Origin of the sequence: Clavibacter tessellarius, from assembly GCF_001618005.1 — a bacterium.
Classification (GTDB): domain Bacteria; phylum Actinomycetota; class Actinomycetes; order Actinomycetales; family Microbacteriaceae; genus Clavibacter; species Clavibacter tessellarius_A.
In genome coordinates, this window is record NZ_LQXA01000053.1 from 66,530 (window position 1) to 92,372 (window position 25,843).

The following is a 25,843-nucleotide window of genomic DNA, read 5'->3' on the forward strand; positions in this document are numbered from 1 at the left end:
CCCGTCCCGCCGGCCGGCCGCGTCCCTACTGGTAGGTGACGAGGTCCGGCGTGGGGGACACGTGCCGCATCGTCTGCTCGGGCGTGAGCATGGGCTTGTCCTCGTCGATGAAGTCCTTCCAGCCCCAGCGCATCCCGGCGGGAGCGTCGGTGTGCAGTGCGCGCCACGTGGCCTGCTTGTCGGGCTGGCCGCCCTGGCCGTCGGCGTGGATGAGCATCGCGAGCTCGGGGTGGGTCATGTCGAGCGACGCCCGGTCGGTGATCATGTTCAGCCGGAACTGGTGCAGCACGAGCATCTTCTGCGGGAGCCCCCGGTCACGGACGAGGCCGGCCAGCCAGTCGGTGGTGGCGTCGACCTCGGCGGCGGAGACGCTGCCGATCTGCTTCAGCGGCACCTGGTCCGGGCCGAGCCGCCACTCGGGGTCGAGCGCCAGGCCCACGCCCGGCTGCGCGAGGACGGACTCGTACCGCTTCGCCTGGGTGAGGAAGTCGGTGCGGCCGGGCTGCAGGTCGATCACCACGTAGACGCCGGCGTCGCGGGCCGCGTCCAGCCACGGCTGCAGCGTCTCGACCGGGACCTCGGAGGAGTAGTCGCCGTCCGTGCCCGCGGAGCCCGAGGCGACGGTGGCGATGAGCTCGAACATCGGCACCACGGGCGCGTCGGAGAAGGGCTGGTACTCGGCGGCCTGCGCCTTCGCGCGCGCCACCGCGTCGGCCGGGCCCTGCTCGCCGAGGACCCCGAGCGCGCCCGAGCCGGCCGCGCCGTACAGGGCGACGTAGCGCTTGTCCGGGAAGACGAGCTGGCCGCCGCCCGGGAGCTGGTCGCCGGTGGCGGCGGTGCGGATCCGGCCCTCGAGCGACGCGTCGTCGGCGTACGGGGCGCCGATCGCGAGCGTGTGCGCGGCCCCGGCGTCGTGCAGGGCGGTGATCGCGTCGGCGGAGGAGCGCGGATCCGGCGAGGCCTCGGGCAGCACGGTGACGCCGACCCCGGCCGCACGGGCCGTGGCGACGGCGGCGAGCGAGGACGCGGCGTCGGTCGCGAGCGCGTGCGCGGCGTCGAGGGCGGCGGCGGGCGCCGTGCGGGGGAGCCCCGCGTCGGGATCCGCCGACGACGGGAGCGCGTCGGCGGGGGCCGTGAGCGCGGCGGCGCGTGTGACGGCGGCGGCCGCGTCGTCCGCGTCGGGAGCGGCGCCGACGTCGGCCCCGGTGAGGCGCGCCACGTCCTCGGCGTGCGCCGCCCGTACGACGGTGGTGGATCCGGGCAGGGCCTGTGTCGCGCCCTCGCCGACGCCGCCCACGGCGAGCACGTCGTCCGATCCGAGGCGCTCGATCTCGGGCACGGCACCGGCGCCGTCCACGAGGAGCGGTGCCCCCAGCGCGACGGCGGCCGCGGCGCCGAGCTCCTGCGCGGCGACGTCGCCGGCCGGCGCCAGCACGGCGACGGGCGCGGAACGGAAGAGGCTGCCGCTCATCGCGACCGACGCGCCGGAGTCGTCGGCGTCGCCGACCACCGTGAGGGCCGCGTCGGGCGCGCCCGTGACGGGGCGCTGCACCCCGTCCGGATCGGTCGCAGACGTGCACGCGCCAAGGCCGGCGACGACACCGAGCGCGACGAGGAGGGAGACGGAGGTGCGGAGGGACCGGGGGAGTCGGATCGGGGACGGCACGCGTCCACGGTACGGGACGCCCCCGCGGCGCGCCCCCGTCCACGGTGCCCGGGCGCGTCCCGCCGGTCGCCCGCCGTCTCGCGTCGATGCCGCCGTCCGCCCGCCGGCCCCTCGGGCGAGGCGGCCGGTACCGTGGTCGGGTGACCGCTCTCCTGCCGCCGACCCTGCTGCCGACGACGATCGCCGGGGTGCGCCCCGCCGCGACGGGCGAGGATCCGCTCCAGGGCCTCGACGGGCTCGTGGGCGCCGCCGCCCGCGTCATCGAGGCGCTCGGCGAGGTCGGCGTCGGCGCGATGACCTTCGTCGAGACGGTGTTCCCGCCCATCCCCAGCGAGGTCGTGCTCCCGCTGGCGGGCTTCGTGGCCGCCACGGGGCGCATGAACATCGTCCTCGTGATCGTCGCGAGCACCCTCGGCGCGTACCTCGGCGCCCTGCTGCTCTACTTGCTCGGCCGGAAGGCGGGCGAGGAGCGCACCATCCGCGTGCTCTCGAGGCTGCCGCTGGTGGAGCGCCACGACTTCGAGGACGCCGCAGCGTGGTTCCACCGGCACGGCCGCTCGGCGGTCTTCTTCGGGCGGCTCGTGCCCGGGGTCCGCAGCCTCATCTCGCTCCCGGCCGGCGCCGCCGGCATGCACCTCGGCACGTTCAGCTCCTACACGATCGCCGGCAGCGGGCTCTGGAACGGGGCGCTCATCGGGCTGGGCGCCGCGCTCGGCAGCCAGTACGAGCTCATCGACCGGTACGCCCGGTACCTCGACTACGCCGTGTACGCGGTGCTCGGGATCCTGCTGCTCCTGCTGGTCGGGCGCGCCGTCCGCCGTCGTGCGCGGCGCGGTCGCGCGGAGCGCTGACCGGATCCCCACGCCCCTCCCACGGGTCTCCCCAGTGGACGGAATACGGTGGCCGCGGCTGATGCGGTCGGCGAACCCCGCCGATCCGGCCCTCTGCGAGAGGCACCACCATGGGATTCCTGGACAGGCTCCTGGGCCGCGACGAGCAGCCCCACGACCGACGCGGATCCGCGCCGGACCCCGCATCGGCGCCCGCGCCGCGTGAGCGCAGCGCCGACGAGGTCGCGGTCGAGCGCTACCGCTACCTCCTCCGCACGGCGCCGCCCGAGCGCATCGAGGAGGTCCACCTGGAGGCCTTCCGGAAGCTGACCCCCGAGCAGCGCGAGATCCTCTTCCGCCAGCTGAGCTCGGACGCCGCCGAGGGCGACGCGCCCGTGGACGACCGTCCCGAGTCTCTCGCGCGCTCGGCCACCCGATCCGAGATGCGCGCCCCGGGCACGCTCGAGCGCACCCTCGGCCCCCGCGGCGGCCTCGCCGGCGGCGGCGGCGGGATGGGCATGGGCGGCATGATCGCGGGATCCATGCTCGGCACGATCGCGGGCGTCGTGGTCGGGTCGGCCATCGCGCAGGCGCTGATCCCGGATGCGGTCGGAGGCGACCAGGCCGGAGCCGACGGGGCCGACGGCGCGGGCGACGCCGGCGCGCAGGACGCGGGAGCGGCCGACGCCGGCGGGACGGACGCGGGCGCCGGCGACGCGGGCGCCGGCGACGCGGGCAGCGGTGACTTCGGGGGCGGCGACTTCGGCGGTGGCGACTTCGGCGGCGGAGCCGACTTCGGCGGCGGCGACTTCTTCTAGCGGCGCGGACGGGAGCGGCACGGCGACATGCGGCGGCGGCGCGGCGGCGCGCGTCGCGGTGCCGCGCTCCCTCCGCCGTGGCGTGGCCGTCAGCCCCGGGCCACGATCCCCTCGCGCACCTCGCGGCGCAGCACCTTCCCCAGCAGGGAGGTCGGCAGCTCGTCGAGCACCACGATCCGACGCGGCACCTTGTACGGCGTGAGGTGCCCGCGGAGCTCGGCGCGCGCGGCCTGCTCGTCGAGCGTCGCGCCCTCGTCGAGCACGACGGCCGCGACCACCTCCTCGTCGCCGCCGTCGCGCGGGATCCCGACGACCGCCGCGTCGCGCACCCCGGCGAGCTCGCGCACGGCGTCCTCCACCTCGGACGGCGAGACGTTGAAGCCGCCGGTGATGATGAGCTCCTTGATCCGGTCGGCGATGCGGACGAAGCCGTCCGCGTCGATCGTCACCACGTCGCCCGTGCGGAACCAGCCGCCCTCGAGCAGCACCGAGGCCGTCTCCTCGGGCCGGCCGTGGTATCCGCGGAACACCTGCGGCCCGCGCACGAGCAGCTCGCCGGGCTCGCCCGCGGGCCGGTCGACCGACGGGTCGTCCGGATCCACCACGCGCACCTCGGTGTTCGGCAGCGGCAGGCCGACGGTCCCGGCGCGGCGCGTATCGCCCACGGGGTTGGCCATCAGCACCGGGGAGCACTCCGACAGGCCGTAGCCCTCGACGAGCCAGCCGCCGGTCTGCTCCTCCCACGGGACGACCACGGACTCCGGCAGCGCCATGGCGCCGGAGATGGAGATGGAGATGCCTGCGAGCGACACGCCCTCGGTCTCGGCCGCCTGGCGGAGCTTCGCGTAGATGGGCGGCACCGCGGGGAGGAACGTGGGCGGGTGCCGGCGGATCGCCTGCAGCACGAGGTCGGGCTCGAAGCGGGGGAAGAGCACGAGGCGGGATCCCATGCTCATCGCGAAGGTGAGGCAGAGGGTGAGGCCGTACGCGTGGAACATCGGCAGCACGGCGTACACGACGCTCGTGCCGCGCGGCACGGTGGGCACCCACGCGCGAGACTGGGCGGCGTTCGCGCTGAGGTTGAGGTGCGTGAGCTCGGCGCCCTTGGGGGCCCCGGTGGTGCCGCTCGTGTACTGGATCACCGCGAGGTCGTCGGCGGCGGGCCGCGGGTGGTCGACCGGCAGCGGTGCGGCGGCGGCGATCCGCTCCCAGGGGGTCGTGCCGGTGACCTTCGCGGCGATGGCGGCACGCGCGGCGCGGGCCTTCGGGACGGGGAGCCGGAGCAGCAGACGCGTCCGGCGGGGCATGGCGCGCGTGACGTCGACGGAGACGATGCGCTCGGGGCGCACGCCGTCCGGGAGCGCCTGGATGGTCGCGACCGACCGGTCCCACGCGATGACGGTGCGGGCGCGGTGGTCCTCGAACTGGTGCTGCAGCTCACGCGGCGTGTAGAGCGGGTTGTGCTCGACGACCACGGCGCCGAGGCGGAGGACGGCGTAGAACGCGACGACGTGCTGCGGGCAGTTGGGGAGCACGATCGCGACGGGGTCGCCCGCGCGGACGCCCTGGTCGTGCAGTCCCTGCGCGGCCCGCGCGATGAGGTCGCCGAGCTCGGCGTAGCTCGTCTCGGCGCCGAGGAAGTCGAGCGCGGTGCCGCCGGGGAAGCGGAGCACGGACTGGTCGACGATGTCGACGAGCGACCCCTGCGGCAGGTCGATCTCGTGCGGGACGTCGGGCGCGTAGCTGGCCAGCCAGGGCCGGTCGGTGGGGGTGCTCACGCGTCCACCCTAGGCCGCGGGGGTCGCGCGGCCGGCGACGCGCGGGCGACCGGGTGGGGTCGGCGGCATCGTCCCTCGAGGCGCGCACGCGAGGGGATCACCGACGGCCGGCGCGCCGCCCTTCGGCCAGGTACGCGAGCCGGCGGAGCGTCTCCACGTTGCGGGCGTGCAGCATCAGGTCCATGATCGGCGCGGGGACGAGCCGGCCGGGTCCGCGCACGGCCACCTCGGTCATCCGCACCTCGCAGCCGTCCGGCAGGGTCCGCACCTCGAGGGTCACCCGGGCCTCTCCGACGGGCCAGCCCTTGGGCTGCATCACCATCCTGCGCGGCGGGTCCCACTCGAGCATCGTGGTGGCGTCGTCGAGGAGGACGGGCCAGGAGCCGAACGAGTGGTGCAGCTTCGCGCCGACGGCGGGCCAGGCGTCGTCGACCGCGCGCATCCGCGAGGCGCCGACGACCCATGCGGGGAACAGCCAGCCGTCGGACACCACCTCCGCGACGTCGGAGGGGGAGCACGTCATGCGGCGTCGGGTCACGGACATGGGACCAGTCTGCCGGAGCGGCCCGAGGACGACGACCCGCGCGAGGCCGCCGTGCCGCGCGCGCTCACGGGCTCGAGCGCGCCTGGTGGAACCGGCGGGCCACGTCGTCGAGGTGCTTCGCGAGCCGGGCCTGGGCCTCGCGGGTGCGCCGCCGGAGGCGCGCGACCGGGATGCGACCGCCGACCGCGAGCCCCGGGTCGTCGGGGATGTCGTAGACGATGGTGCGCCCGTGGGTCGCGAACAGGCGGCGCGACTCCGACTGCACGTCGTGGCGTCCGTTGGTGCGGCTCGCGACGATCGTGACGCGCGCCATCGCCTCGATCCCGTACCGGGCGGTGATGTCCGTGAGCAGCTCCGTGGCCGCCGCGATCCCGGTGGGGGTCGACGCGGTCGTGATGGCCAGCAGGGTGGCGGGCGACTCGAGCAGGTCGATGCCCTCGCCGCGGGCGTGCGGGCCGAGGTCGTGGAGGACCAGCCGCGCATCGACGGCACCGGCCTCGTCGCCGAGCGGCAGACGCCCCCCGAGCGTCCCGCCCGTGTGGTCGGTGAGGGTCGGCGCGCCGGCGGTGCCGCCCTGGAGGGCCGCGAACACCAGCGCCGCGGTCGTCGTGGTGCCGACGCCGCCCGAGGTGCCGGCGAAGACGACGCGCACGGCCGCGCGCTCGCGGGGGCGGAGGAGGGGGCTCGGCGTCTCAGCCATGCGCGGCCATCTCCTCCTCCGCCGGGGCGGCGACCTCGTGCAGGGCGATCTGGATCAGCTGCGCGCGGGCGCCGCGACGCACGACCCGAGCGCGTCCGGGCACCATGCGCTCGGCGTGGATGCCGGGCACGATCTGCCCCTCCGACCGTTCGCCCGACATGACGACCGCCGTCGCCCCGTTGTCGCGGAGGGACTGCAGCACGATGTCGAAGAACGCCCGCGACGTGCCCGCGACCGGCCGCGCCAGGGCGACGGTGAGCCGCAGGTCGCGCGCGCTCGCGATGAACGGCAGGAGCGGGCGCAGGGCGTCGGCGCCGGAGGCGGCCACGATGTCGTGGTCGTCAATCACCAGCAGGATCCGGGCCGCCGCGGTGTCGTGCTCCGCACGTCGACGCGTCAGCTCCCCGGCGATCGCCGTGATGAGCTCGCCGGCCTGCGTGGCGTCCCCCGCGTAGCCGCCGAGGTAGTCGTCGGGGCACGCGTCGGCCAGCGCGCCGCGGAAGTCGACGAGCGCGACGACGAGCTCGTCCGAGCTGCTGCGCTGCACGGAACCGTCGATGAGCACCCGGAGCAGGTTGCTCTTGCCGGCGCCCGGGTCGCCGAAGACGAGCAGGTGCGGATCCGGACCGCGGTGGTCCAGCAGCGCGGGCTGCATGGTCTCCTGCGCGAGGCCGACGGGCACGGCGACGGGCACCTCGACGGCGTCGGGCAGGAGCGCGGCGGGGAGGTTCTCCGGGAGGAGGCGGATGGCGCGCGCCCCCGATCCCTGCCACCGCGCGGCGGTGTCGCGGGCGAGCCGCTCGAGCGCGTCGCCCACGTCGAGGCCGGGCTCGGTCTCGAGGACCGGCAGGGCGATCTGCGCGAACCGCCGGTCGTCGGTGATCGCCCGTCCCGGCTGCTCGGCGCGCAGCGTCTCCGAGAGGCGCCGCCCGGCGAGCGACTCGAGCGCGTCGTTGAGCCGCAGCTCGATGCGCGTGCCGATGAACGGCTGCAGGGTCGTGCGGAGGTCGTTCCAGCGCGTGAGCGCCAGCACCACGTGGATGCCGTACGACCCGCCGCGCTGGAGCAGCTCCTGCACGACCGGCTCCAGGTCCTCGTGGTCGCCGCGCAGGGCGCCGGCCTCGTCCACGACCAGCACCACGTCGGCCGCGTCGAGCTCCGGGACGCGGCCCTCGGCGTGCAGGCGGCGGAGCGTCGCCAGGGAGTCGATCGCGTGGCGGGGGAAGACCGCCTCGCGTTCCGTGAGCATGCGGCGCATCTCCTCGGCGACGCGCTGCAGCTTCTCGCGGCTCGTCCGGGTGGCGATGCCGCCGACGTGCGGGAACCCCTCGACGCGCGACAGGCCTCCGCCGGAGAAGTCGAGGCCGTAGACGGCGACCTGATCGGGGGAGTGCGTGAGCGCGAGCCCGGCCACGACCGTGCGGAGGAAGGTGGTGCGGCCCGACTGCGGCGCGCCGAAGATCGCCGCGTGGCCGCCGCTGCGCGTGAGGTCGAGGATCCACGGCTCCTGGCGCTGGCGATCGGGCTCGTCGAGGAGGCCGACGGGCACCGCGAGCGCGCGGTGCTGGTCGGCGCGGTCGACGAGGGAGGCGAGGGTGAGCCGCTCCGGCAGCGGCGGCAGCCAGACGGGGGCGACGGGCTCGCCGCGGGTGCGGATGCGCTCCACGGCGAGGTCGACGAGGACGCGGCCGACGACCGGACGGGCGAGCGCCTCCTCGGCGCTCTGGCTGCTCTCGCGCGTGGCGATGCCGTTGTAGGTGGGCAGCCGGATCATCCCGCGGGGCGCGTCGGCACCCGTGGACTGGGGGTCGGGATCCGACGCGGCGATGGCCCCGGAGACGTACCCGGAGCGGAAGCGGCGGAGGGTGGTGTCGAACTTCAGGTACGCGTAGCCGGGCACCGCGGGCAGCCGGAAGGCGTCGCTGGTGTCGATGATCATGCTGCTCTCGGCCTCCGAGAACGTGCGGAGCGCGATCCGGTACGACAGGTAGGTGTCGAGGCCGCGCAGCTTGCCGGCCTCCAGGCGCTGGCTCGACAGGAGCATGTGGATGCCGAGCGTGCGGCCGATGCGCCCGATCTGGATGAGCAGGTCGATGAGGTCCGGCTCGGCCGTGAGGAGCTCGCCGAACTCGTCGATGATCAGCAGCAGGTGCGGCATGCCGGGCAGGTCGGGACGGGTGGTGCGGAGCTCGGCGTAGTGGGTGATGGAGGGGACGTTGCCCGCGTCCTTGAGCATCTTCTGCCGCCGGACCACCTCGCCCGCGAGGCTCGCGCGGGCGCGCTGGGTGAGCTGGGGGTCGTCGGCGAGGTTGTCGATGAGGCCGGCGACGTGCGGGAGGCTCGCGAACGGCGCGAACGCGGCGCCGCCCTTGTAGTCGACGAGGATCATCGCGAGGTCCTCGGGGCTGTGCGAGGACGCGAGGGCGAGCACGAAGGTGCGGAGGAACTCGCTCTTGCCGGATCCGGTCGCCCCGACGCACAGGCCGTGCGGCCCGATGCCGAGCTGCGAGGCCTCCTTGATGTCGAGCAGGAGCGGCTCGCCGAAGTCGTCGAGGCCGACCGGCACGCGCAGGAAGTCGCGCGGGGAGCGCGGGGCCTGCGTGACGGCGGGGTCGAGCGCGCTCACCTCGCCGATCCCGAGCAGCTCGGAGATGTCGATGGCCCGTGCGGACTCCGCCTCGTCCTTGCGCGACATGCTGAGGCGCAGCGGCGCGAGGGCGCGCGTGAGCACGTCGAGGAGCGCCACCGGCATCCGGTCGGGCGTGACCTCGGAGACGGGGTGCGCGAGCCGCGCGTCCGAGATGACGGCCGATCCGTCGCCGACGAGGATGCGGAGCGTCACGTCCGAGGGCTCGTGCAGCCGGTCGCTCAGCAGGTGGACGATCGTGATCCGCAGGTCGCGGAGGTCGAGCTCGGCGTCGGGCACGGGCAGGGACCCCGCGATGCTGCCGTAGTCGTCCATGAACACCACGAGCCGCGGGATGTCGGCGGGCCCCTGGTCGAGACCGCCGCGGCGGGCCGTGGCGGCGAGCTGGGCGCGGTCGGCGAGGTCCTCGCCGATGACCGTGCGGAGCGCCTGCGGGGTGGGGGCGACGCGGCGCGCGGGCACGGGGCCGTCGAAGACGTCCTCCACCACGAGGTGCGGGAGACGGTCGACGCCGCGCCAGTCCGACGCGGCGTGCTCGGGGAACGTGAGCGCCATCACCATGTCGTCGGGCGCGTGGAAGACCGCGAGCTGCGCGATCAGGGCGCGCGCGGCGTTCAGCACGTCGTCCCGGGGCCCGATCACGGAGACGTGCCCGGCTCCCGCGAGGTCGACGGTGATGGGCATCCCGCGCACCACCTCGTGCTGCGCCACGACCTGCTCGGCCTCCGCGGCCATGATCGGGTCGTACGGCTCGACGGGGTTCGCCTCCGGGGGGAGCGCCAGCTCGAGCCAGCGCCGCGTGCCGGATCCCAGGCGCACGCGCAGGAAGTCGGCGTCGCTGCGACGCCGCTCCCACAGGCGGGCCGGGTCGCGCACGATCTCGGTGAGCGCGACGGGGGCAGGGTCCAGCAGGGCGGCCTGCTCCCGGGCCTCGAAGGCGCGCGCCCGGGTGCGGGACCGCACGCGCTCCAGGTAGTCGAGGTAGCGCTCCCTCTGGACGCGTCGCGTCCGGGCGGAGCTGCTCCGCTGGGTGAACGCCATCGCGAGCCCGCCGACCGCGGCCACGACGAGCACGAGCGCGCCGATGACCATGTAGATCTGCTGGCCGCGGAGCAGCGTCATCATCGTGACGCTGACCGTGGCGCCGAGGATGGGGATGAGGGACTGGATGGGGAAGCCGCCCTGCGGTCCGTCCTGCATGGCGGGCGGCGCGGCCAGCGCCTCCTGCTCGGGCTGCTCGAGCGGGCGCGTGACGCGGCTCGGCCGGTGGACGAGGCGGTTCACGCGACGGCCGCCGAGCGCGCGTCGTCGGCCGGTCGGTCGGACGGCGCGCCGTTGGACGGCGCCCGGTTGGACGGCAGCGAGGCGACCGCCTCCCCCATGACGGTGCTCGCGAGCCGGAGCACGGCGGTGCGCGAGGCGAGCGACAGGCGCCGGCTCGGCGTGGGGATGGCGGTGGACCAGGCGGCGTCGTAGGGCATGCCGATGAGCGGGACGCCGACCTCGCGCGCGATCACGTCGCGTGCGTCGTGCCGGCCGCGCGCGCCGACGTCGACGCTCACGATCACGATGCGCGGAGGGTCGGGCTCGGCGCGGAGGGCGGGGACCATGGCCACGACATCTTCCAGCGCGTGTCGCTCCGCCCGGCAGACGAGGCACAGCACGTGGCTGGCGAGGGCCGTGAGCGCGAGGTCGGCGGCGGCCGGTCGCACGCCCCAGTCGGTGACGACGAGGTCGAAGAACCGCGAGATGGGGTTCACCTCGTCGAACCAGGTGCGGGCCTCCGCGGCGGTGGTCGGCCGGTCCCGGCGCTGCAGGTCGAGGGCGGCGAGGCGGGGGAGGGGGAACGCGAGGTCGGCCGCGGCCTGTCGCAGCGTGGTGGGGAGGGCGTCGCGCCGGGCGCGGGGATCCGCGTCCTCCGCCGGCAGGCGGCGCAGGACGTGCGTGGATCCGCCCGACGCGTTGACGGCGAGGGAGACGCCGGCGCGACGCGAGGCGAGGGCGGCGGCGACCGCGGCGGCGGCGGCGGAGGTGCCGCTCCCGCCGGCGAGCTGGGCGAAGCCCACCCGGCGCGAGACCGGCAGCGGGATGCGCACGGCGGCGTCCGCCTCCGTCGCCTCGCGGAAGGCCGAGGCGGGGCTCGTGAGGAGCATGTGGGCCGTGGTGCCGAGCGAGCTGATCAGGCGTCCCATCGTCAGAAGGTCCCGAGCAGGGACGGGTACACGCCGAAGACGCCGATGACGCACGGCACCAGCGCGACGACGGCGAGGGTCTCGACGCGGTTGCCCACCCGGCGGAGGCGTGCGCGCGTCTGGAGCGACGGCCGCGCGACGCAGACCGCGGCGCACGCGAGCATCACCGCTCCGAGGCCCGCGGCGACGGCGTCGCGCTCGGAGCCGTGGGCGAGGGCCGCGATCACGATCACCGCGGCGACGGCGGCCCACAGCGGCAGGGCCTGCCAGGCCAGCGGGAAGGCGCGCGTGCGCAGGGCGAGGACCACGGTGAGGCACACGCCGAGGGCGATCGGCCACGGATCCGTCGTGCCGACGAGCGCTCCGGCGGCGATGGCCGCCGGGACCGCCGCGGCGAGGCTGGCCCAGCTGAGGGACCGGTACGCCTCGTCGACCGTGCTCCGGAGCGTGTCGCGGTCGGACAGCGTGCCGGCGATGACGAGGTCGTCGAGGCCCGTGAGGCCGGATGCCGTCATCGAGTACCAGGGGAGGAGGCCGATCAGCACGACGGCGGCCGTGCCGACGACCGCGGACTCCTGCGGCACCGTCATCCCGAGCAGGTCGACGCCGAGGGCGACGGCGCTGGCGGCGACCCCGACGACGCTCCCGCGCAGCAGCGTGCGCCGGCGCAGGCCGACCCCGATGCCGACGCCGACCACGAGCCAGGCCGCTCCGGAGGTCGCGAACGCGAGCACGGGCAGCGAGGCGCCCCCCGGCATCCAGGCGTCCACCGCCGCGACGGTGGCGGGCACGGCCAGACCGGCCGCCGCGGCCGTGAGCACGAGCGCGGGACGCGCGGCCCCCACGAGCCCGAGCACCGCGGCCGCGACCGCGAGGAGGAGCGCGCCGCCGCCGAGCTCCGGGACGGCGTCCGGGGAGACGAGCGATGTACCGGCGACCCCCGCGAGCAGCGCGATCGCGACGCAGCACGCCGAGATGCGGTGCACGTCCGCCCACAGCGAGCCCTGGTCGTCGCGCGCCTCGGCGACCACGTCGGTCACGTCGGCGACCTCGGGCGGCGCCGGCGCGTCGTCCACGCGCACGAGCCGGAGGACGTCGCCGGCGAGGACGCCCTGGTCGTCGAGGGACTCCTCCGCGCCGAGCTGGTCGCCGGAGGCGCGGATGAGCGTCATCGGCCGGGCCGCCGACTCCGTCCGCTCGCCCAGCAGCTCGACGAGCTGCGCGATCAGGGCGGCGACGGCCTCGTCGCTCGGGGCGACCAGGTCGACGCGGCGGTGCGAGCCGAGGACGGTGACGCGCGTGAAGGTGCTCACGGGCTGGGCACCGGGGTGGAGACGACGCCGCCGAGTCCGCCCGCGGGTGCTGCGCCCAGCAGGTGCCCCACGAACGAGACGCCCACGCAGCCCGCGCAGACGACGGCCGCGACCACGACGCTGGCGATGAACCGCTTCGAGTTGTCGTCCACGATTCGGCGCTCGGTGAGCTCCCCGAAGATGAACGCCGACCGGAGCCGGGAGCGGTGGGTGCGGATCGTCTCCAGGAGGATGACGTCGGGATCAGTCGGCACGGGGCGCCGTCCTCTCGGTGGGGGTCGGTGCGGGGGCGACGGCCGGGGACGGGGCCGCGGTCGGGGGACGGGAGCCGGTGCGGGAGCGGAGTCCGGGGTCGGACACGGCGTCCGCCGGGCTCGCGTCGGTCGCGTCCGGGACGGCCGTCGGGGACTCGGAGGCGGTGGCCTCGGGGGCGTCCGGTTCGATGACGATGCGGCGGCGGCCGAGCTCGACGGTCCAGCCGACGCTCGCCGCGGTCGGCACGCCCGCGACCAGAGGACGGCGTTCGCCCTCGGGGGTGATGACGGCGGTGCCCGAGAGGCTGCCCAGGTCGGTGATCCACATGCTCGAGCCGGACCACGCGAACAGCGCGTGGGACTTGGCGACGGTGCGCGACAGGTCGGTCCACATGTGCACGACGTGCGTCACGCCGTCGACCTGCGCCTCGGGCTTCCTGCCCACGACCAGCGGCTCCGTGACGGCGAGCCGCTCGCCGGAGTCCAGCACGAGGGCGGCTCCCGTCGGCGCGGGCGCCTCGACCCGGATCGACGTCGTCCGGCGATGGGCACGGCGGACGGCCTCGTCCACGGTCGGACCGGCGTCGTCGTCTGCCACGTCGTCGCCGAGCGCGTCGGCCGGGGGCCGGGCGACCCCGAGGGGGTCCCGTCCGGCACGGAGGTCGGCGGTCACGGTCGTGCGCTGTCGCAGCAGCCGGGGGATCCGGCCGAACCGGTCCATGGCGGTGAGCGGCGCGCCGGAGAGGTCGTCGACCGTCCGGAGCCGGAGGAGGCGTCGCCCGAGCGTCTGGCCGCTGCGGAGCGAGGACGCGGCGTTCGCGGTCAGCACGGCGAATGCCGCTCCGACGAGGAGGAGCACGACGAGCACCGGCCAGCGCGCGTCGCCGGCGCCGATCACGGCCGCCGCGAGGAGGGCCGCGGGCGGGACCGCGTCCATCGCCCGGGCGGCATACCGCCGTCCGGCCGGGGCGGGGACGACGCCGATGAGCATGCCCTGGTAGGGGCCGGTCGCCGTGCCCGGCGCGGCGTCGAGGCGGGGTGACGCGCAGCGGGCGCAGGTGGAGACGGCCACGGCGACGCGCGCACCGCACCGTCCGCAGGTGACCGCGCCGAGGAGCGCATGCGCCATCGATGCCTCCCAGCGGGTACCGGCCCGACGCCCGAGCCAGCGCGATCCTAGCGTCAAGAATCCGTACCTCTGTTAACCGTTCCCGCGCCCCCGGATCGGGGGTACCATCCGGTGCGATCGGACGGCTGTCGTCCGGTCGCATCGGCGAGCAGCGCGCGGCATCCGCGTGGCTGAGAGGAGCGGTACATGGGCATGAAATTCGCGATGGGGGCATCCACCCTCACGCAGCTGGGACAGCGGACCAGCTCGTCGCACGAGGACCTCGGCGCGCTCGTGCGCCGGCTGGAGCAGTCGGCGGCACCGCTCGAGGGCCGCTTCAACGGCGCGGGGCGCCAGGCGTTCGACCAGTTCAAGGCGCACACGGACTCCATCGCCACCGAGCTGAACGCGGCGCTGGCCGCGGTGCTCGGCGGCATCCAGGGCCAGGACACGGCCTTCCAGCAGGGCGACTCCGACATGTCGGACCAGACGCGCGCGGCGCAGAGCGGGGCGGGCTTCGACTCCGCCCGCTTCTCCGGCCGGGCTTAGAGAAGGGATCCGACGAACATGAGCGGGAACAGCGCAGACCGCCGCGACTACGACATCGCGGCATCCCAGTCGGCCCAGGACGAGTTCCAGGCCGTCGCGAGCCACCTGGAGTCGCTGCTCGACCAGCGCGACTCCGACGTGAAGGCCGCCATGGCCGACTACCAGGCCGACGGCGTCTCCACGGAGTACGCGGCCAAGGAAGCCCGCTGGAATGCGGTCGCCCAGCAGGTGCGGGACATCATCCACGCGCTCCGCCAGGCGATGGCACGCAACGACGAGACCGCGCAGACGGCCATGTCGCGCGGGAAGGCGGCGGTCGACGCCATCGGCTAGGCGTCGAGCGTCACCGCATGAGCGACACCGTCGCGGATGCGACACCGGCCGTCACCCATCCCCTCATCGAGGAGATGGGTGACGGCTTCCTCGTCATCCGCAGCACCGCGCGGATCCTGCACCTCAGCGCCCTCCGGTCCGGCCTCCTGGCCGACGCGGGGGCAGCCGCGAAGCGCGTGCTGATCGTGACGCCACCGCAGACGCGGCTCACGTTCGCGATGCTGCAGGCGCTGCGGCTCTTCGACGGCCGATGGGCCGTCTCCGCCGGCGACGGGCTCCGTCTCGCCGGCACGGACACGCTGATCGCCGGTCCGTCGGAGGCGTGGACGGCGGCGGCGGCCGCGGGGGAGCGCCGTCGCGACGGCGCGTCCGCCGCCTGGACGCAGGTCACCGTGAGCGCCCGGTACGTGGACGCGTCCGCGTTCGAGGCGGGACGCGTCGCCGAGGTCGTCGCCTCGGAGACGGGAACCCGGCTGGAGGGCTGGGGCGCGGTCGAGCCGGCGGCGTCGGACTGGTCGCCGCGGGGCATGACCGAGTGGGTGCGCAGACGGTTCCCGGACGTCGCGCGGATCGTCGTCCACGGGCCGGGAGCCAGCGGCACCCTCCGGGCCTGGCAGGCGCCCTCGGGGATCTACGAGGAGACGAAGCTGGTGGTGCGCGGCGCGATCCCCGCGGAGGGAGCGGCCCGGCTGATGCGGCGTCTGCACGGCGTCGCCCAGATCCAGTTCGCCTTCGCCGTCGCCATGGCGGGGGCGGAGGACCTGACCTTCTCCGCCGACCCCCCGCACGCGGTCGAGCCGCGCGCGGCCCTCGTGGGCCCACGCGCGGTCCGCGACTGGGCCTTCCCCACGGCCGGCCTGGAGGCCGCCGGCGTGCTGACGCGCATCGGGCATCCGCGCACGCCGTCCCTGCTCCTGCAGTTCGGGAGCGGACCGGCGCCAGCGTGGGCCGACCTCGAGACCGCGCTCCGCGCCTTCGGGCCGGAGACCGTCGTCTCGGCCCTGGCGGGGGAGACCCCGTGAACGGCGAGTGGGTGATCCTCTCGCCCCGGCCCGTCACCGTCGGCGAGTGCGTCGTCGGGGCAGCTGCCACGGATCCGGACCTCCGGATCGCCTCGCTCTGGGACGGGGGAGCGGTGCTCCTCTCGAACCTGCGCGGCGGGCAGCTCACCGTGACCGGCTCCCGGCCGCTCGAGCACGCGGGCGACGCCGTGCGGATCCTCGGCGTCGGCGTCGAACAGGACAGGCACTGGACGGAGGCGCACGCGCGCGGCTGGGGAGCGGAAGACGCCGGGGCGCTCATCACCGCGATCGCCGCCGCGGCGGACGGTCACGCGCATCGACTGAGCACAGAAGGGCACGGTGGATCGGACGTCGAGCTACAGCATTGACCCCGCGGGGGTGTCGGCCGTCGTGAAGGACGTGCAGGACGCGGCCGGGGCGCTCGTGGAGGCGTTCTCGAGCCTGGAATCCGCGGAGACGGACGTCACGAACGGCACGTCGGACTGCGTCGAGGTCGCGACCGCCGTTTCGGCGCTCCTGCAACGGGAGGCACCGAGGATGACGACCGTGGGCAACCGCATCTCGGCGTGCCTGCTCGGCGTGTCCACCGCCACGGCGGACTACGTCGCGGCCGACGACACCATGTCGGAAGACGTGCGGGCGGCGCAGACGCACGCGGTGGAATCCGCGGGCTCGGGCGACTTCAGCTGGTTCACCGAACGGTCGGGCGTCCAGCGATGATGCCGAGCGACTCCGGCGGATACTCCGGCCGCCGTGCGGACGGGTACATCGACCCGTTCGCGATCCCCGGCGCGGGTCTCGACGCGGATCTGATCCGCCGTGCCGCTGCGAGCTTCACCTCCGCATCCACGGCGGTGACCACGCACGGCGCTGACGTGGTGTCGAAGTGGTCGGGCATCTCGGCCTCGTACCGGGCACCCGAGGCCCCGAGCCTCATCGAGACGATGGCGCCGGTGAAGACGGGCACGGAGTCGCTGAGCGCGGTGTTCCTTGCAGCGTCCCACGCGCTCACCGCGTTCGCGGACGAGGTGGACCGGATCAAGCCGGAGCTGCTGCAGCTCACGGGCGAGGCCGAGCAGTTCATCACGAGTGTCGTCGGCACCACGGCTGAGGGCACGAAGATCTTTGACTACATCCCGGAGTTCGCGGACAGGAACAACGACCTGATGCGGCGCGTCGCGGCGCAGGTGGATGCGCTGGCGCACGCCCGCGACACGTGCGTGGCCGCGCTCTCCGGGCTGGATTCCCCCATGTACTGGCTGTCCCGCGGAGCAGGGCAAGGGCCGGCCGCGCCAGCCGCCTTGGACACGAGCATCGGGACGGTGCTGCCTTTCGGGACGATGAAGGAGCGGTCCTGCCAGGAGGCGCAGGCGCACGGCGCGCAGGATGCCTTCCGAGAGTCGGTGAAGGGTGGGCTGGCCATGGTCGGCTTCAACGCCCACACCCGAAAGGCATTCGACGGGGACCTCGCGCTCAACTCGTGGCGGGGAGCCGCGGCATCCGTGTACCTGGTGACGACGTTTGTATTGCCTTCGCCTCTCACGGATCCCGGCGAGGGCGCTCCGGATCTATTGAAGACGTTGGCGCCGAGATTCCGGGCGCAGAGGGGGCAGGTGGTGGAGGGGTTCCTCGGAAGCGAGGAGGCCTGGAAGACGAACCCGGGTCGGGCATTGGGCGGATTGGAGTTCAACGTCGGGAGCGTGCTCATGCCGGGCGCGGAGGCGGGTGCGGGGCTGAAGGTCCTGGCGAGCGGTGCGCGCGGTCTGCGGTTCGGGGCGCGCGCCACGGAGATGGGTGCCGAGGGTGCCGCCGATGCGGCTCGTGCGGGGGAGGCATCATCGGGGCTAGGGCGTGTGCTCAGGGGCACCGGCGCGGTGTCGGGACGGGTCGGGGATCTCGTGGCGGCGATGTCCCGGGGTGCGGCGTCGTCGGTGTCGGGATCCGTGACGGGGTTCCGGGATCTGCTGGCGCGGGTGCCGAAGGTGAGCGTCTCGGTAGAGCACATGGTGACGCCGGACGGGATGCGGGTGCCGACGGGGATGCGCATGGACGTGGAGCCGCGGGCAGGGTCTCACGTGTCCACCGATGCGCAGCATCATGGATCCATCGGGTCGAGTCGGAATATCAGCGCACCCGGTGATGCTCATCCGCGCTCAGAGATCATGAACGTAAGCACTAGTGATGCTTCGCGACCGCACGAGTCGGCGCCTCTCGCAGACCATCAGGGGCTTGCTCATGCTCATCATCAGGAATCCATGCAGGAGCAGCATTCCGTGTTGCGTGACCATGCAAGCATTCGGGAAGCCCAGCATCTTGATGGCGACGAGGTAGTAGACGCACCAATGCGTCACGACGAACTCGTGCGCTATGGTGGACAGGACGTTGTCTTGTTCGAGGGTCCCGTCATTCCGGATTGGATTGACCACGCGCTAAGTAACCCAAATCTTGATCCGCGACTTCGAAATATAATCCGGGGCATACGTTTCAACTATGAGAACCACTACAAGTATCCTCACAATGAAGTAACGCTCGAAACTGGGTTCCGCGTCGACTCCTATATCCCCGGTAAGGAAATAGTCTCCAGAAAACATACACAAATAGCTGAAGTGCTCGCGAGAACGGCGCGGGGTGGCGTCGACGAGCTCAATGCGAAGTATGCTCCGGGGGAAATTGTAAAGACGCCATTGCGATTGCGGGCAAATACTGTTTTCAGTGAAGCAAACCGATCTCTGTGGGGCCTGCCGCTGCGTGGGAGACCCGTCCTCGAACTACCACCTCAGCTGCGACCTATTCCTCAAGAGTTCTTAGATTACGCTGACTACAAAAGGGTCGTGATCCGTGATACATCCGGACACGTGTATAATAAGAATATTCTGCGATTGAGAGAGTTGGGTAAATGAATTACCAGTACTGCCAGCGATGGGAAACTGCGTTGCGTCGGCCGGTCGATCCGATTGCTGAAGAAGAAGCGAAGCGGCGTTACAGAGGTGAGGTAGCAAAACCTGATCACTGGTTCTCGGTCGCTGCTTCAAAACATCCGCAAATAGAGGGAGCGGCTCCCGAATATGTTTTAGAAATTCTACCCGAAGCATCCTATGTCAACGTCAAATTCCTCGATCCGTACTGCAGTGAGCGGTTTGACTACGGATTCACGCGCCTAGACGAGTCGCTTTTCTTGAGTCATGTGACGGAGCATAGATATCCTATCGAGCCTCAGTATTATGGTCCGGATGAGGCGGTCTACGTCGCGCAATACTTGTACAAGCCCGACGGTTACACCAAGGAAGTTCTGATGGACGATGCTGATCCGTTGACGCATGTGTCCGAGTATCGTGATGTCGACGTGTCCAAGCACTGGGAGCCGGTACCCGAGTTCGGCGCCTGGGCTTCTTTGGGGAAGTTCAATCGCTGGTAGATGAGCGCATCAGTAAGGCGATAGACGCGCGTGGTGATGAAGTCAAGGGAAGCTCATCTGACCGGCGCTTCGGGCGTACGACGAGTCAAAGCTCGCGATCCCGTTAGCCGCCTTAGCCGTGATGCCCGAAAAACTCCTGGTAGGACAGGGTCGTCTATCAAATGCATCTACTGCGAACAGTGGGTTGACAGGCCAATAATGGGGTGGATTGCCTGCTCGCGTGATGTGGTCCCTTCAGTTACGGATTCACGCGAATAGATGAGTCGCTCTTGATGAGCCATGTGGCGGAGTGTATGAAGTACATTTATTGCGAGCATTGGGACGATCGGCGCCGAGAGCCTCGGCAATTGCTCATGTAAAATGAAGCGCGGATGCGTTATGAGACGGGTACCACTGAGCCGAAGAACTGGTTCACCGTTGCTGCCGTGAGTGAAGACGGTGAGTATGAGGATGTGCTCATGGGTGTCTTGGAGGTCCTACCGTTCGGCGCGTTCATTCGCACGCGGATACTAGATGATCATAATCGCACAGGCGTGGTGTATCATTTCAAGCGGTTTGATGAGAAGATGCTTCTTAGTAGCATAATACATTACACGTATGAAAACGATGTCGCCTACTCGGGTGTAGCGCGCGCGGCGGTCGTGGGGGAGTTGGAATTCAAAGTCGAGGGCGCTTCTATGAAGCACACGCTCGATGTGACCGCTAGTCTCACGATCGAGGTTCGGGAGTATCGGGATGTTGATCTGTCTGCCAACTGGGAAGCCACTCCGGTATTTGGAGATTGGGGCGCGTTCGTAGAATACCGGGGTGGATTACCTGCTCGTGTGATGTAGTCGCTATTGTTTGTCGAAGTGCATGCGGGCAAAAGTGACGGACCACTCCTGCTCCTGTTCCCTGGAATCTTTGGGTGCAGTGAGCCACAACTGGCTGGCTGGGTGCCTGCCGAAGGTATTCGGCAGGGAAAGACGACGCATGCGTTTCCGGCGCAGGCCCACGCGTCGTCCGACCAGCACCGGATGAGTCGATCCCGTCCCGAGGCTCGTGGCGACGGCGCCCGACGACGACTCCGGCCGAGCCGCTCGCACTCAGGCAGGCAGGCAGGCAGCCGAGTTCGGCACGCAGCCGCACAACTGGGGAAACGGCGGACGCCGTCTCGGCATCTCAGCCACCTTGGGTACCCGTCGTCTCGCCCGTCGCCTGGACTCCTGAGGAGCGCTCATCACCATGGACTTCCCACCCCCTGCGCAGGACTACCACTCCGGCTTCGGGGTCGCGCGGGAGGCGGCGCCGATCGGCGGCAGGCCCGTCCTCGAGATCGCGGCCCAGGCGGAGGTCGTCCCCCAGCCCCTCCTCGATGAGGCGACCGAGAAGCGCGTCGTCATCCGGACCGTCGAGGGCCGCATCCTCAACTCGGTGCTCCTCGAGGACGGCGTGATGGCGCCGTCTCCGGCCCCGTCCCTGGTGCCGCCGCTCCCCGCCGGCTTCCGCCGTCCGTGGCAGCGGGCCCTGCAGGCGACGCTCGTCGTGAACACCTACATGTCGGATCAGGAGATCATCTCGAAGCCGCGCGTGCAGATCTCTCGGCTCTCCGCGGAGAAGGCACGGGCGTTGATCGACGATCTGGTGGCCCTCTACCACCCCGGTCAGGCGGGCGACCGCGTGGGCGAGCTCGACGGCGACCTTGTGCTGGAGCTCCCCGTGCAACGTCGGCGCCTCCCGCCCGCGTTCCTCGAGCACGCGCGGGAGCAGGACGTCATCGTGCGCGACGCGCGAGGAAGGGTCCATGAGCCCGAGCCGGGGGAGCGGTGACGTGATCTACGTGTACTGCGCGCGGTGGCACCACGGCAGGGGCCGGCCCATCGACGTGATGACCGAGGAGGAGGCCTGGCTGCGGTACGCGGCGCGGGTCCCCGGGCCCGCCAACTGGTTCACCGTGGCCGCCTGGCACGACGGCCGCGACGTGACGACGCCGCCGGACTTCCTGCTGGAGGTGATGCCCTACGCCGCGTGCATCAAGGCGCGCTACCTCGATGAATGGCACCGGATCCGCTACAGCTTCAGCCTCACGCGCACTGGCGACCAGCTGTTCCAGAGCCAGGTGGTGGAGCACCACTACCCGGCCGTCGAGGGATACCTGCGACGGAGGGACGCCGTGCTCATCGAGAAGTTCCAGTACCGAGAGGACGGGTACGGGCGCTGGACCCGCACCGACTGCGTGCGCGACGACGTCGAGGTGCGGGAGTACCGGGAGGTGCCGGTCGACGAGATGTACGAGATCGTCCCGATGTTCGGCGCGTGGGAGCACGTGGGGCGCTGGCGCGGCTAGGCCGGGAGCCGGCGGATCACGACGAGAGGTCCGGCCCCCGCGTGATCCCGAACTCGTGCCGCAGCGCGCTCCGCGCCGCCTGGTACCCGGCCATGCCGTGCACGCCGGGCCCGGGCGTCGCCGAGCTCGACGCGAGGTAGACGCCCGCGGCCGGCGTGCGCCACGGGTCCGGCGACAGCACCGGACGCGCCAGCAGCTGCCAGACGCTCGCGGCGCCGGCCGCGATGTCGCCGCCGATGTAGTTGGGGTCGTGCTCCTCCATGCCGACCGCGTCGATGCTGGAGGAGGCGAGGATGAGGTCGCGGAATCCGGGGGCGAAGCGCTCGATCTGGCGCGTGATCGCCTCGGTCTGGTCGACCGTCGATCCCGCGGGCACGTGCGTGTACGCCCACAGCACGTGCTTCCCCGCGGGCGCGCGGCCGGGATCGTCGATGGAGGGCTGCGCCACGAGCACGTACGGATCGTCGCTGTGCCGCCCCGCGGCCACGTCGCGCTCGGCGGCCTGGATCTCCGCGCGCGTGCCGCCGACGTGGAGCGTGCCCGCGCGGCGGAGCTCGGGATCCGTCCACGGCACGGGACCGGAGAGCGCGAAGTCGACCTTGGAGGCCGCGTTGCCGTAGCGGAAGCGGCGGAGGGCGCGGAGGTAGCCGGCGGGCAGGCGATCGCTCGCGATGCGCGCGAGGGCGCGCGCGCTGGTGTCGAACAGCACCGCGCGGGCGGCGGGCAGCTCGCGGAGCCGGCGGACCTCGGATCCCGTGATCACCTCGCCGCCGTGGGCACGCAGGTCGGCGATCATGGCGTCGACGATGGACTGGCTGCCGCCGACCGGCACCGGCCAGCCGCGGGCGTGGGCGTACGCGCCGAGGGAGAGCGCGGCGGCGGCGGTCGACACGCTCGGCATGGTCTGGATCGCATGTGCGGCCACGCCGGTGAACATGGCCGGCGCGACGTCGCCGCGGAACCGCGCATTCCAGACGGGGGAGCCCTGCTCGAGCGCCCGGAGGCCGAGCCGGATCGCGGTCGGCGGGTGGCGCGGCACCTGGAGCAGCGGGCCGTTCGTGAACTGGGCGACGCGGTCGGCGGATGCGGCGAGCGGCCCCATCAGCTGCCGCCACGCCCGGCCGTCCACGCCGAGCGCGTCGGCGGTGCGGTCGATGTCGCGGTAGGCGATGCCCGAGCGACCGCCGTCGAGCGGATGCGCGTAGGAGATCTCCGGCACGACGAGGTCGATCCGCCGGTCGAGCTGGAAGGCGCGGAAGAACCCGGAGGCGAGCGCCATCGGGTGCACGGCCGAGCAGATGTCGTGGTGGAAGCCGGGGAGAGTGAGCTCCGCGGTGCGGCTGCCGCCGCCGACGGTGTCCGCCCTTTCGTGCACCTGCACGGAGAGCCCGGCCCGGGCCATCGTCACGGCGGCGGCCAGGCCGTTCGGTCCGGATCCGACCACGATCGCGTCGATGTCACCCATGCGTCGAGGCTATCGGCGCCGGAGCGCGGCGACCCCGGCGACGACGCCGGAGAGGAGGGCGCCCGCGCCGATCGCGACGGTCGTGGCGCGGTTGCGGATGATCCAGACCTGCGGGCTCGTCATGCGCGCCCGGTCGCTGAAGATGCCACGCGCTCCGTGATCGCCAGCCGTCGGCGTGTAGAGGTTCGTCGTGAGCATGGGCTGCGTCTTGTCCTCGGCCTGCTGGCCGGAGTAGCCCGTCTTCGCGAGGTAGCCGTCGAGCCAGTTCGCCACGAAGCGGTTGCCGAGCACGGTCATCACGGTGGGCTCGCCGACCCAGTTGCGGCGCTTCGGCTTCTCGGCGACCGCGGCGATGGCCTGCGCGCCCACCTCGGGCTCGAAGATGGGCGGCACCGGTTGCGGGTGGTGCGGCAGCTGCGACTTGACCCAGTTGAACTGGATCGTGTTGAGGGCGGGCATGTCGACCGTGGAGATCTTCACGGCGCTCTCGTTGTGGATCAGCTCGGTCGTCACCGACTCGGTGAAGCCCTGCACGGCGTGCTTCGCGGCGCAGTACGCGGCCTGCAGCGGGATCCCGCGGTGCGCGAGCGCGGAGCCGACCTGGATCACGTGGCCGCGGTCGCGCGGCACCATGCGGGAGAGCGCGGCTCGCGTGCCGTTGACGAAGCCGAAGTAGTTGACCGCCGTGGCCCGCTCGAAGTCGGCGGGATCCGTCGTGAGGAACTCGCCGAAGACGCCGACCATGGCGTCGTTGACCCAGAGGTCGATGGGGCCGAGCTCGTCCTCCACGCGGTCGGCGGCGGCCTCGACGGCCAGGCGGTCGGCGACGTCGGTGGAGATCCCGAGGCCGCGGCGTCCGCGCGCCTCGATGTCGGCGACGGCGCCCGCGAGCCCGTCCTCGCCGCGCGCGAGGACGGCGACGTCCCAGCCGCGGTCCGCGAGCTCCCGGACGGTGGCCCGTCCCAGTCCCGCGGATCCTCCGGTGACGACGGCGATGCCTCTGGTCATTGCGCTCCTTCGATGGTTGGTGCACGAAACGTGCTTGTCCACCGTAGGACCGCGGTGCCCCGCGGAGGCGTCGCGGCCGGGACCTGCCAGGCGGCGGTCAGCCTTCGCGCTGCAGCTCCTCGCGCACCTGGCGGCGGAGCACCTTCCCGATGAGGGAGGTCGGCAGCGCGTCCACCTGGATGACGCGGCGGGGGACCTTGTACGCGGTGAGGTGCGCGCGGCAGTAGGCGCGGATCGCGGCCTCGTCGAGGGTCGCGCCGGGATCCAGCACGACCGCGGCCGTGACGTCCTCGCCGCCGTCCGGCGACGGGAGACCGACCACGGCGACGCCCTGCACGCCCGGCGCGCCGCGCACGACGTCCTCGACCTCGCTGGGGGAGACGTTGAAGCCGCCCGTGATGATGAGCTCCTTCATCCGGTCGACGATGGTCGTGAAGCCGTCGGCGTCGACGCGCACGATGTCGCCCGTGCGGAACCAGCCGCCCTCGAGGAGCGCGGCGCGCGACTCGTCCGGGCGGCGCCAGTAGCCCTGGAACACCTGCGGGCCGCGGATGAGCAGCTCGCCCTCCTCGCCGGGGGAGCGGTCGGCCGTCGGGTCCTCGGGATCCACGACGCGCACCTCGGTGCTCGGGAACGGGACGCCCACGGTGCCGGGCCGCCGGGACGGGCCGATGGGGTTGCCGAGCGCGACGGGCGACGTCTCGGTGAGCCCGTATCCCTCGACGAGGTAGCCGCCCGTGAGGCCCTCCCACAGCTCGACGGTGGCGACGGGCAGGTTCATGGCCCCGGAGATCGCGAACCGCACGCCCGTGAGGTCGACGCCCTTCTCCTTCGCGCCCCGCGCGAGGCGCTCGTAGATGGGCGGCACGGCGGGCAGGAACGTCGGCGGGTGCTTCCGCGCGGCGGCGAGCACGAGGTCCACGTCGAACTTCGGGAAGAGCACCAGCCGGGCGCCGATCGCCATGGCGAAGGTGAGGCAGAGCGTGAGGCCGTAGGCGTGGAACATGGGCAGCACGCCGTAGACGGTCTCGCCGCCGTCGGCGAGGCCCGGCACCCAGGCGCGGCCCTGCATCGCGTTGGCGTGCAGGTTGCGGTGGGTGAGGATCGCGCCCTTGGGGCTCGCCGTGGTGCCGCTCGTGTACTGGAGGATCGCCACGTCGTCGAGCGCCGGCCGCGGGCGGGAGGCGGCGATGCGGCGGTGGTCGACGAGCTGCTCCCACGTGACGGTGTCCGTGACGGGCGCGGTGATCGCGGCCCGGGCGCGTCGGGCCGCGGGTACCGGCAGGCGGAGCTTGAGGCGCATGGCGAGCGGCATGGCGGCCGGCAGGTCGACGGAGACGATCGTGTCGACGGGCACGTCGCTCGGCATGTCCTGGATCGTGCCCACGACGGTGTTCCAGGCGATCGCGACGCGAGCGCCGTGGTCCTCGAACTGGTGGCGGAGCTCGCGCGGCGTGTAGAGCGGGTTGTGCTCGACGACGATGGCGCCGAGCCGCAGCACCGCGTAGAACGCGATCACGTGCTGCGGGCAGTTGGGCAGCACGAGCGCGACGCGGTCGCCCTTCTTCACGCCGAGCTTGCGCAGTCCCTCCGCGGCGCGGCTGATCAAGTCGCCGAGCTCCCGATAGGTCGTCTCGCGCCCGAAGAACTCCAGCGCGACGGCCTTGGCGTGCCGCTGGATGCTGCGCTCGACCATGTCGACGAGCGATCCGACGACGTGCGGGATGTCCGCCGACACCCCGTCCGCGTAGCTGCGTACCCAGGGGCGGTCGGCGTCGAGGCTCATGTCCCCACCATAGGGAATGCGGCCGGGTGGGACCCGGGCGCGACCGCGGATCGGCCAGGCGCGCCAGGGTGGGGGACGGGCCGCGGCGA

General features: G+C 72.7%; 24 protein-coding genes. 12 read left to right on the forward strand and 12 right to left on the reverse strand.

The window, feature by feature from the left end:
* Positions 1-25 precede the first annotated feature (25 nt).
* Positions 26-1,552, reverse strand: coding sequence for a hypothetical protein (locus AWH51_RS14135; protein WP_254654595.1), 1,527 nt, complete (start codon positions 1,550-1,552; stop codon positions 26-28).
* 254 nt (positions 1,553-1,806) lie between these two features.
* On the opposite strand from AWH51_RS14135, the gene AWH51_RS14140 reads away from it, so the two are divergent.
* On the forward strand, positions 1,807-2,517 hold the full coding sequence (locus tag AWH51_RS14140; protein WP_081235144.1) for a DedA family protein: 711 nt from the start codon (positions 1,807-1,809) through the stop codon (positions 2,515-2,517).
* Positions 2,518-2,627: 110 nt separating this feature from the next.
* Positions 2,628-3,314 carry a hypothetical protein gene (locus AWH51_RS14145; protein ID WP_063072697.1) on the forward strand — a complete coding sequence of 229 codons (687 nt, stop codon included), beginning with the start codon at positions 2,628-2,630 and terminating at the stop codon, positions 3,312-3,314.
* A gap of 89 nt (positions 3,315-3,403) precedes the next feature.
* Here the strand turns inward: AWH51_RS14145 and AWH51_RS14150 are convergent, their stop codons facing one another.
* The 8 genes from AWH51_RS14150 to AWH51_RS14185 all read right to left on the reverse strand — a co-directional run bounded on the left by AWH51_RS14150 (position 3,404) and on the right by AWH51_RS14185 (position 13,871).
* Positions 3,404-5,092: a long-chain-fatty-acid--CoA ligase gene (locus AWH51_RS14150; RefSeq protein ID WP_063072698.1), complete on the reverse strand. Its 1,689-nt coding sequence runs from the start codon at positions 5,090-5,092 to the stop codon at positions 3,404-3,406.
* Positions 5,093-5,189: 97 nt separating this feature from the next.
* A complete protein-coding gene (locus tag AWH51_RS14155; RefSeq protein WP_063072699.1) occupies positions 5,190-5,636 on the reverse strand; it encodes an SRPBCC family protein in 447 nt (148 codons plus the stop codon).
* Positions 5,637-5,700: 64 nt separating this feature from the next.
* Complete coding sequence (locus tag AWH51_RS14160; RefSeq protein ID WP_063072700.1) at positions 5,701-6,336, reverse strand: hypothetical protein; 636 nt, start codon at positions 6,334-6,336, stop codon at positions 5,701-5,703.
* Entirely contained in the window at positions 6,329-10,267 is a 3,939-nt protein-coding gene (gene eccCa, locus AWH51_RS14165; protein WP_063072701.1) for a type VII secretion protein EccCa, read from the reverse strand. The genes AWH51_RS14160 and eccCa overlap by 8 nt, the downstream gene beginning before the upstream one ends.
* A complete protein-coding gene (locus AWH51_RS14170; protein ID WP_063072702.1) occupies positions 10,264-11,175 on the reverse strand; it encodes a hypothetical protein in 912 nt (303 codons plus the stop codon). Before AWH51_RS14170 ends, eccCa begins: the two co-directional genes overlap by 4 nt.
* A gap of 2 nt (positions 11,176-11,177) precedes the next feature.
* Entirely contained in the window at positions 11,178-12,488 is a 1,311-nt protein-coding gene (locus tag AWH51_RS14175) for an EsaB/YukD family protein (RefSeq protein WP_063072703.1), read from the reverse strand.
* On the reverse strand, positions 12,485-12,742 hold the full coding sequence (locus AWH51_RS14180) for a hypothetical protein (protein WP_063072704.1): 258 nt from the start codon (positions 12,740-12,742) through the stop codon (positions 12,485-12,487). Before AWH51_RS14180 ends, AWH51_RS14175 begins: the two co-directional genes overlap by 4 nt.
* Positions 12,732-13,871 (reverse strand): RDD family protein, encoded by a 1,140-nt coding sequence (locus AWH51_RS14185; RefSeq protein WP_063072705.1) that lies wholly within the window; start codon positions 13,869-13,871, stop codon positions 12,732-12,734. The genes AWH51_RS14180 and AWH51_RS14185 overlap by 11 nt, the downstream gene beginning before the upstream one ends.
* Before the next feature lie 186 nt (positions 13,872-14,057).
* On the opposite strand from AWH51_RS14185, the gene AWH51_RS14190 reads away from it, so the two are divergent.
* The 10 genes from AWH51_RS14190 to AWH51_RS14235 all read left to right on the forward strand — a co-directional run bounded on the left by AWH51_RS14190 (position 14,058) and on the right by AWH51_RS14235 (position 21,495).
* Complete coding sequence (locus tag AWH51_RS14190) at positions 14,058-14,399, forward strand: WXG100 family type VII secretion target (protein ID WP_414146362.1); 342 nt, start codon at positions 14,058-14,060, stop codon at positions 14,397-14,399.
* 18 nt (positions 14,400-14,417) lie between these two features.
* On the forward strand, positions 14,418-14,732 hold the full coding sequence (locus AWH51_RS14195) for a pore-forming ESAT-6 family protein (RefSeq protein ID WP_063072706.1): 315 nt from the start codon (positions 14,418-14,420) through the stop codon (positions 14,730-14,732).
* A gap of 17 nt (positions 14,733-14,749) precedes the next feature.
* Positions 14,750-15,754 carry a DUF6177 family protein gene (locus tag AWH51_RS14200; RefSeq protein WP_063072707.1) on the forward strand — a complete coding sequence of 335 codons (1,005 nt, stop codon included), beginning with the start codon at positions 14,750-14,752 and terminating at the stop codon, positions 15,752-15,754.
* Entirely contained in the window at positions 15,751-16,122 is a 372-nt protein-coding gene (locus AWH51_RS14205) for a hypothetical protein (RefSeq protein WP_063072708.1), read from the forward strand. The genes AWH51_RS14200 and AWH51_RS14205 overlap by 4 nt, the downstream gene beginning before the upstream one ends.
* Complete coding sequence (locus tag AWH51_RS14210; RefSeq protein ID WP_131798147.1) at positions 16,094-16,474, forward strand: DUF6507 family protein; 381 nt, start codon at positions 16,094-16,096, stop codon at positions 16,472-16,474. Before AWH51_RS14205 ends, AWH51_RS14210 begins: the two co-directional genes overlap by 29 nt.
* Positions 16,471-18,654, forward strand: coding sequence for a hypothetical protein (locus AWH51_RS14215; protein WP_063072710.1), 2,184 nt, complete (start codon positions 16,471-16,473; stop codon positions 18,652-18,654). The genes AWH51_RS14210 and AWH51_RS14215 overlap by 4 nt, the downstream gene beginning before the upstream one ends.
* Positions 18,651-19,169: a hypothetical protein gene (locus AWH51_RS16105; protein ID WP_131798148.1), complete on the forward strand. Its 519-nt coding sequence runs from the start codon at positions 18,651-18,653 to the stop codon at positions 19,167-19,169. Before AWH51_RS14215 ends, AWH51_RS16105 begins: the two co-directional genes overlap by 4 nt.
* 371 nt (positions 19,170-19,540) lie before the next feature.
* Positions 19,541-20,002 carry a hypothetical protein gene (locus AWH51_RS14225; protein ID WP_063072712.1) on the forward strand — a complete coding sequence of 154 codons (462 nt, stop codon included), beginning with the start codon at positions 19,541-19,543 and terminating at the stop codon, positions 20,000-20,002.
* A gap of 391 nt (positions 20,003-20,393) precedes the next feature.
* Entirely contained in the window at positions 20,394-20,978 is a 585-nt protein-coding gene (locus AWH51_RS14230) for a hypothetical protein (protein ID WP_063072713.1), read from the forward strand.
* The gene (locus AWH51_RS14235) at positions 20,953-21,495 is read left to right on the forward strand and encodes a hypothetical protein (RefSeq protein ID WP_063072714.1); all 543 of its coding nucleotides are present in this window, start codon (positions 20,953-20,955) and stop codon (positions 21,493-21,495) included. The genes AWH51_RS14230 and AWH51_RS14235 overlap by 26 nt, the downstream gene beginning before the upstream one ends.
* A gap of 16 nt (positions 21,496-21,511) precedes the next feature.
* On the opposite strand, the gene AWH51_RS14240 is transcribed toward AWH51_RS14235, so the two are convergent.
* From AWH51_RS14240 to AWH51_RS14250, 3 genes are all read right to left on the reverse strand, one after another.
* On the reverse strand, positions 21,512-22,960 hold the full coding sequence (locus AWH51_RS14240) for a phytoene desaturase family protein (RefSeq protein ID WP_063072715.1): 1,449 nt from the start codon (positions 22,958-22,960) through the stop codon (positions 21,512-21,514).
* A gap of 9 nt (positions 22,961-22,969) precedes the next feature.
* Complete coding sequence (locus tag AWH51_RS14245) at positions 22,970-23,968, reverse strand: SDR family oxidoreductase (RefSeq protein ID WP_063072716.1); 999 nt, start codon at positions 23,966-23,968, stop codon at positions 22,970-22,972.
* A 97-nt stretch (positions 23,969-24,065) separates the two neighbouring features.
* A complete protein-coding gene (locus tag AWH51_RS14250) occupies positions 24,066-25,754 on the reverse strand; it encodes a long-chain-fatty-acid--CoA ligase (RefSeq protein WP_063072717.1) in 1,689 nt (562 codons plus the stop codon).
* Positions 25,755-25,843 lie beyond the last annotated feature (89 nt).

Excerpts from the sequence above, each read along its gene's own strand:
- AWH51_RS14145 (WP_063072697.1), top strand. The coding sequence starts at position 2,628 with ATGGGATTCCTGGACAGGCTCCTGGGCCGCGACGAGCAGCCCCACGAC.
- AWH51_RS14155 (WP_063072699.1), bottom strand. The coding sequence starts at position 5,636 with ATGTCCGTGACCCGACGCCGCATGACGTGCTCCCCCTCCGACGTCGCG.
- AWH51_RS14160 (WP_063072700.1), bottom strand. The coding sequence starts at position 6,336 with ATGGCTGAGACGCCGAGCCCCCTCCTCCGCCCCCGCGAGCGCGCGGCC.
- AWH51_RS14170 (WP_063072702.1), bottom strand. The coding sequence starts at position 11,175 with ATGGGACGCCTGATCAGCTCGCTCGGCACCACGGCCCACATGCTCCTC.
- AWH51_RS14185 (WP_063072705.1), bottom strand. The coding sequence starts at position 13,871 with ATGGCGCATGCGCTCCTCGGCGCGGTCACCTGCGGACGGTGCGGTGCG.
- AWH51_RS14190 (WP_414146362.1), top strand. The coding sequence starts at position 14,058 with ATGGGCATGAAATTCGCGATGGGGGCATCCACCCTCACGCAGCTGGGA.
- AWH51_RS14195 (WP_063072706.1), top strand. The coding sequence starts at position 14,418 with ATGAGCGGGAACAGCGCAGACCGCCGCGACTACGACATCGCGGCATCC.
- AWH51_RS14200 (WP_063072707.1), top strand. The coding sequence starts at position 14,750 with ATGAGCGACACCGTCGCGGATGCGACACCGGCCGTCACCCATCCCCTC.
- AWH51_RS14215 (WP_063072710.1), top strand. The coding sequence starts at position 16,471 with ATGATGCCGAGCGACTCCGGCGGATACTCCGGCCGCCGTGCGGACGGG.
- AWH51_RS16105 (WP_131798148.1), top strand. The coding sequence starts at position 18,651 with ATGAATTACCAGTACTGCCAGCGATGGGAAACTGCGTTGCGTCGGCCG.
- AWH51_RS14225 (WP_063072712.1), top strand. The coding sequence starts at position 19,541 with ATGCGTTATGAGACGGGTACCACTGAGCCGAAGAACTGGTTCACCGTT.
- AWH51_RS14230 (WP_063072713.1), top strand. The coding sequence starts at position 20,394 with ATGGACTTCCCACCCCCTGCGCAGGACTACCACTCCGGCTTCGGGGTC.
- AWH51_RS14235 (WP_063072714.1), top strand. The coding sequence starts at position 20,953 with ATGAGCCCGAGCCGGGGGAGCGGTGACGTGATCTACGTGTACTGCGCG.
- AWH51_RS14240 (WP_063072715.1), bottom strand. The coding sequence starts at position 22,960 with ATGGGTGACATCGACGCGATCGTGGTCGGATCCGGACCGAACGGCCTG.
- AWH51_RS14245 (WP_063072716.1), bottom strand. The coding sequence starts at position 23,968 with ATGACCAGAGGCATCGCCGTCGTCACCGGAGGATCCGCGGGACTGGGA.
- AWH51_RS14250 (WP_063072717.1), bottom strand. The coding sequence starts at position 25,754 with ATGAGCCTCGACGCCGACCGCCCCTGGGTACGCAGCTACGCGGACGGG.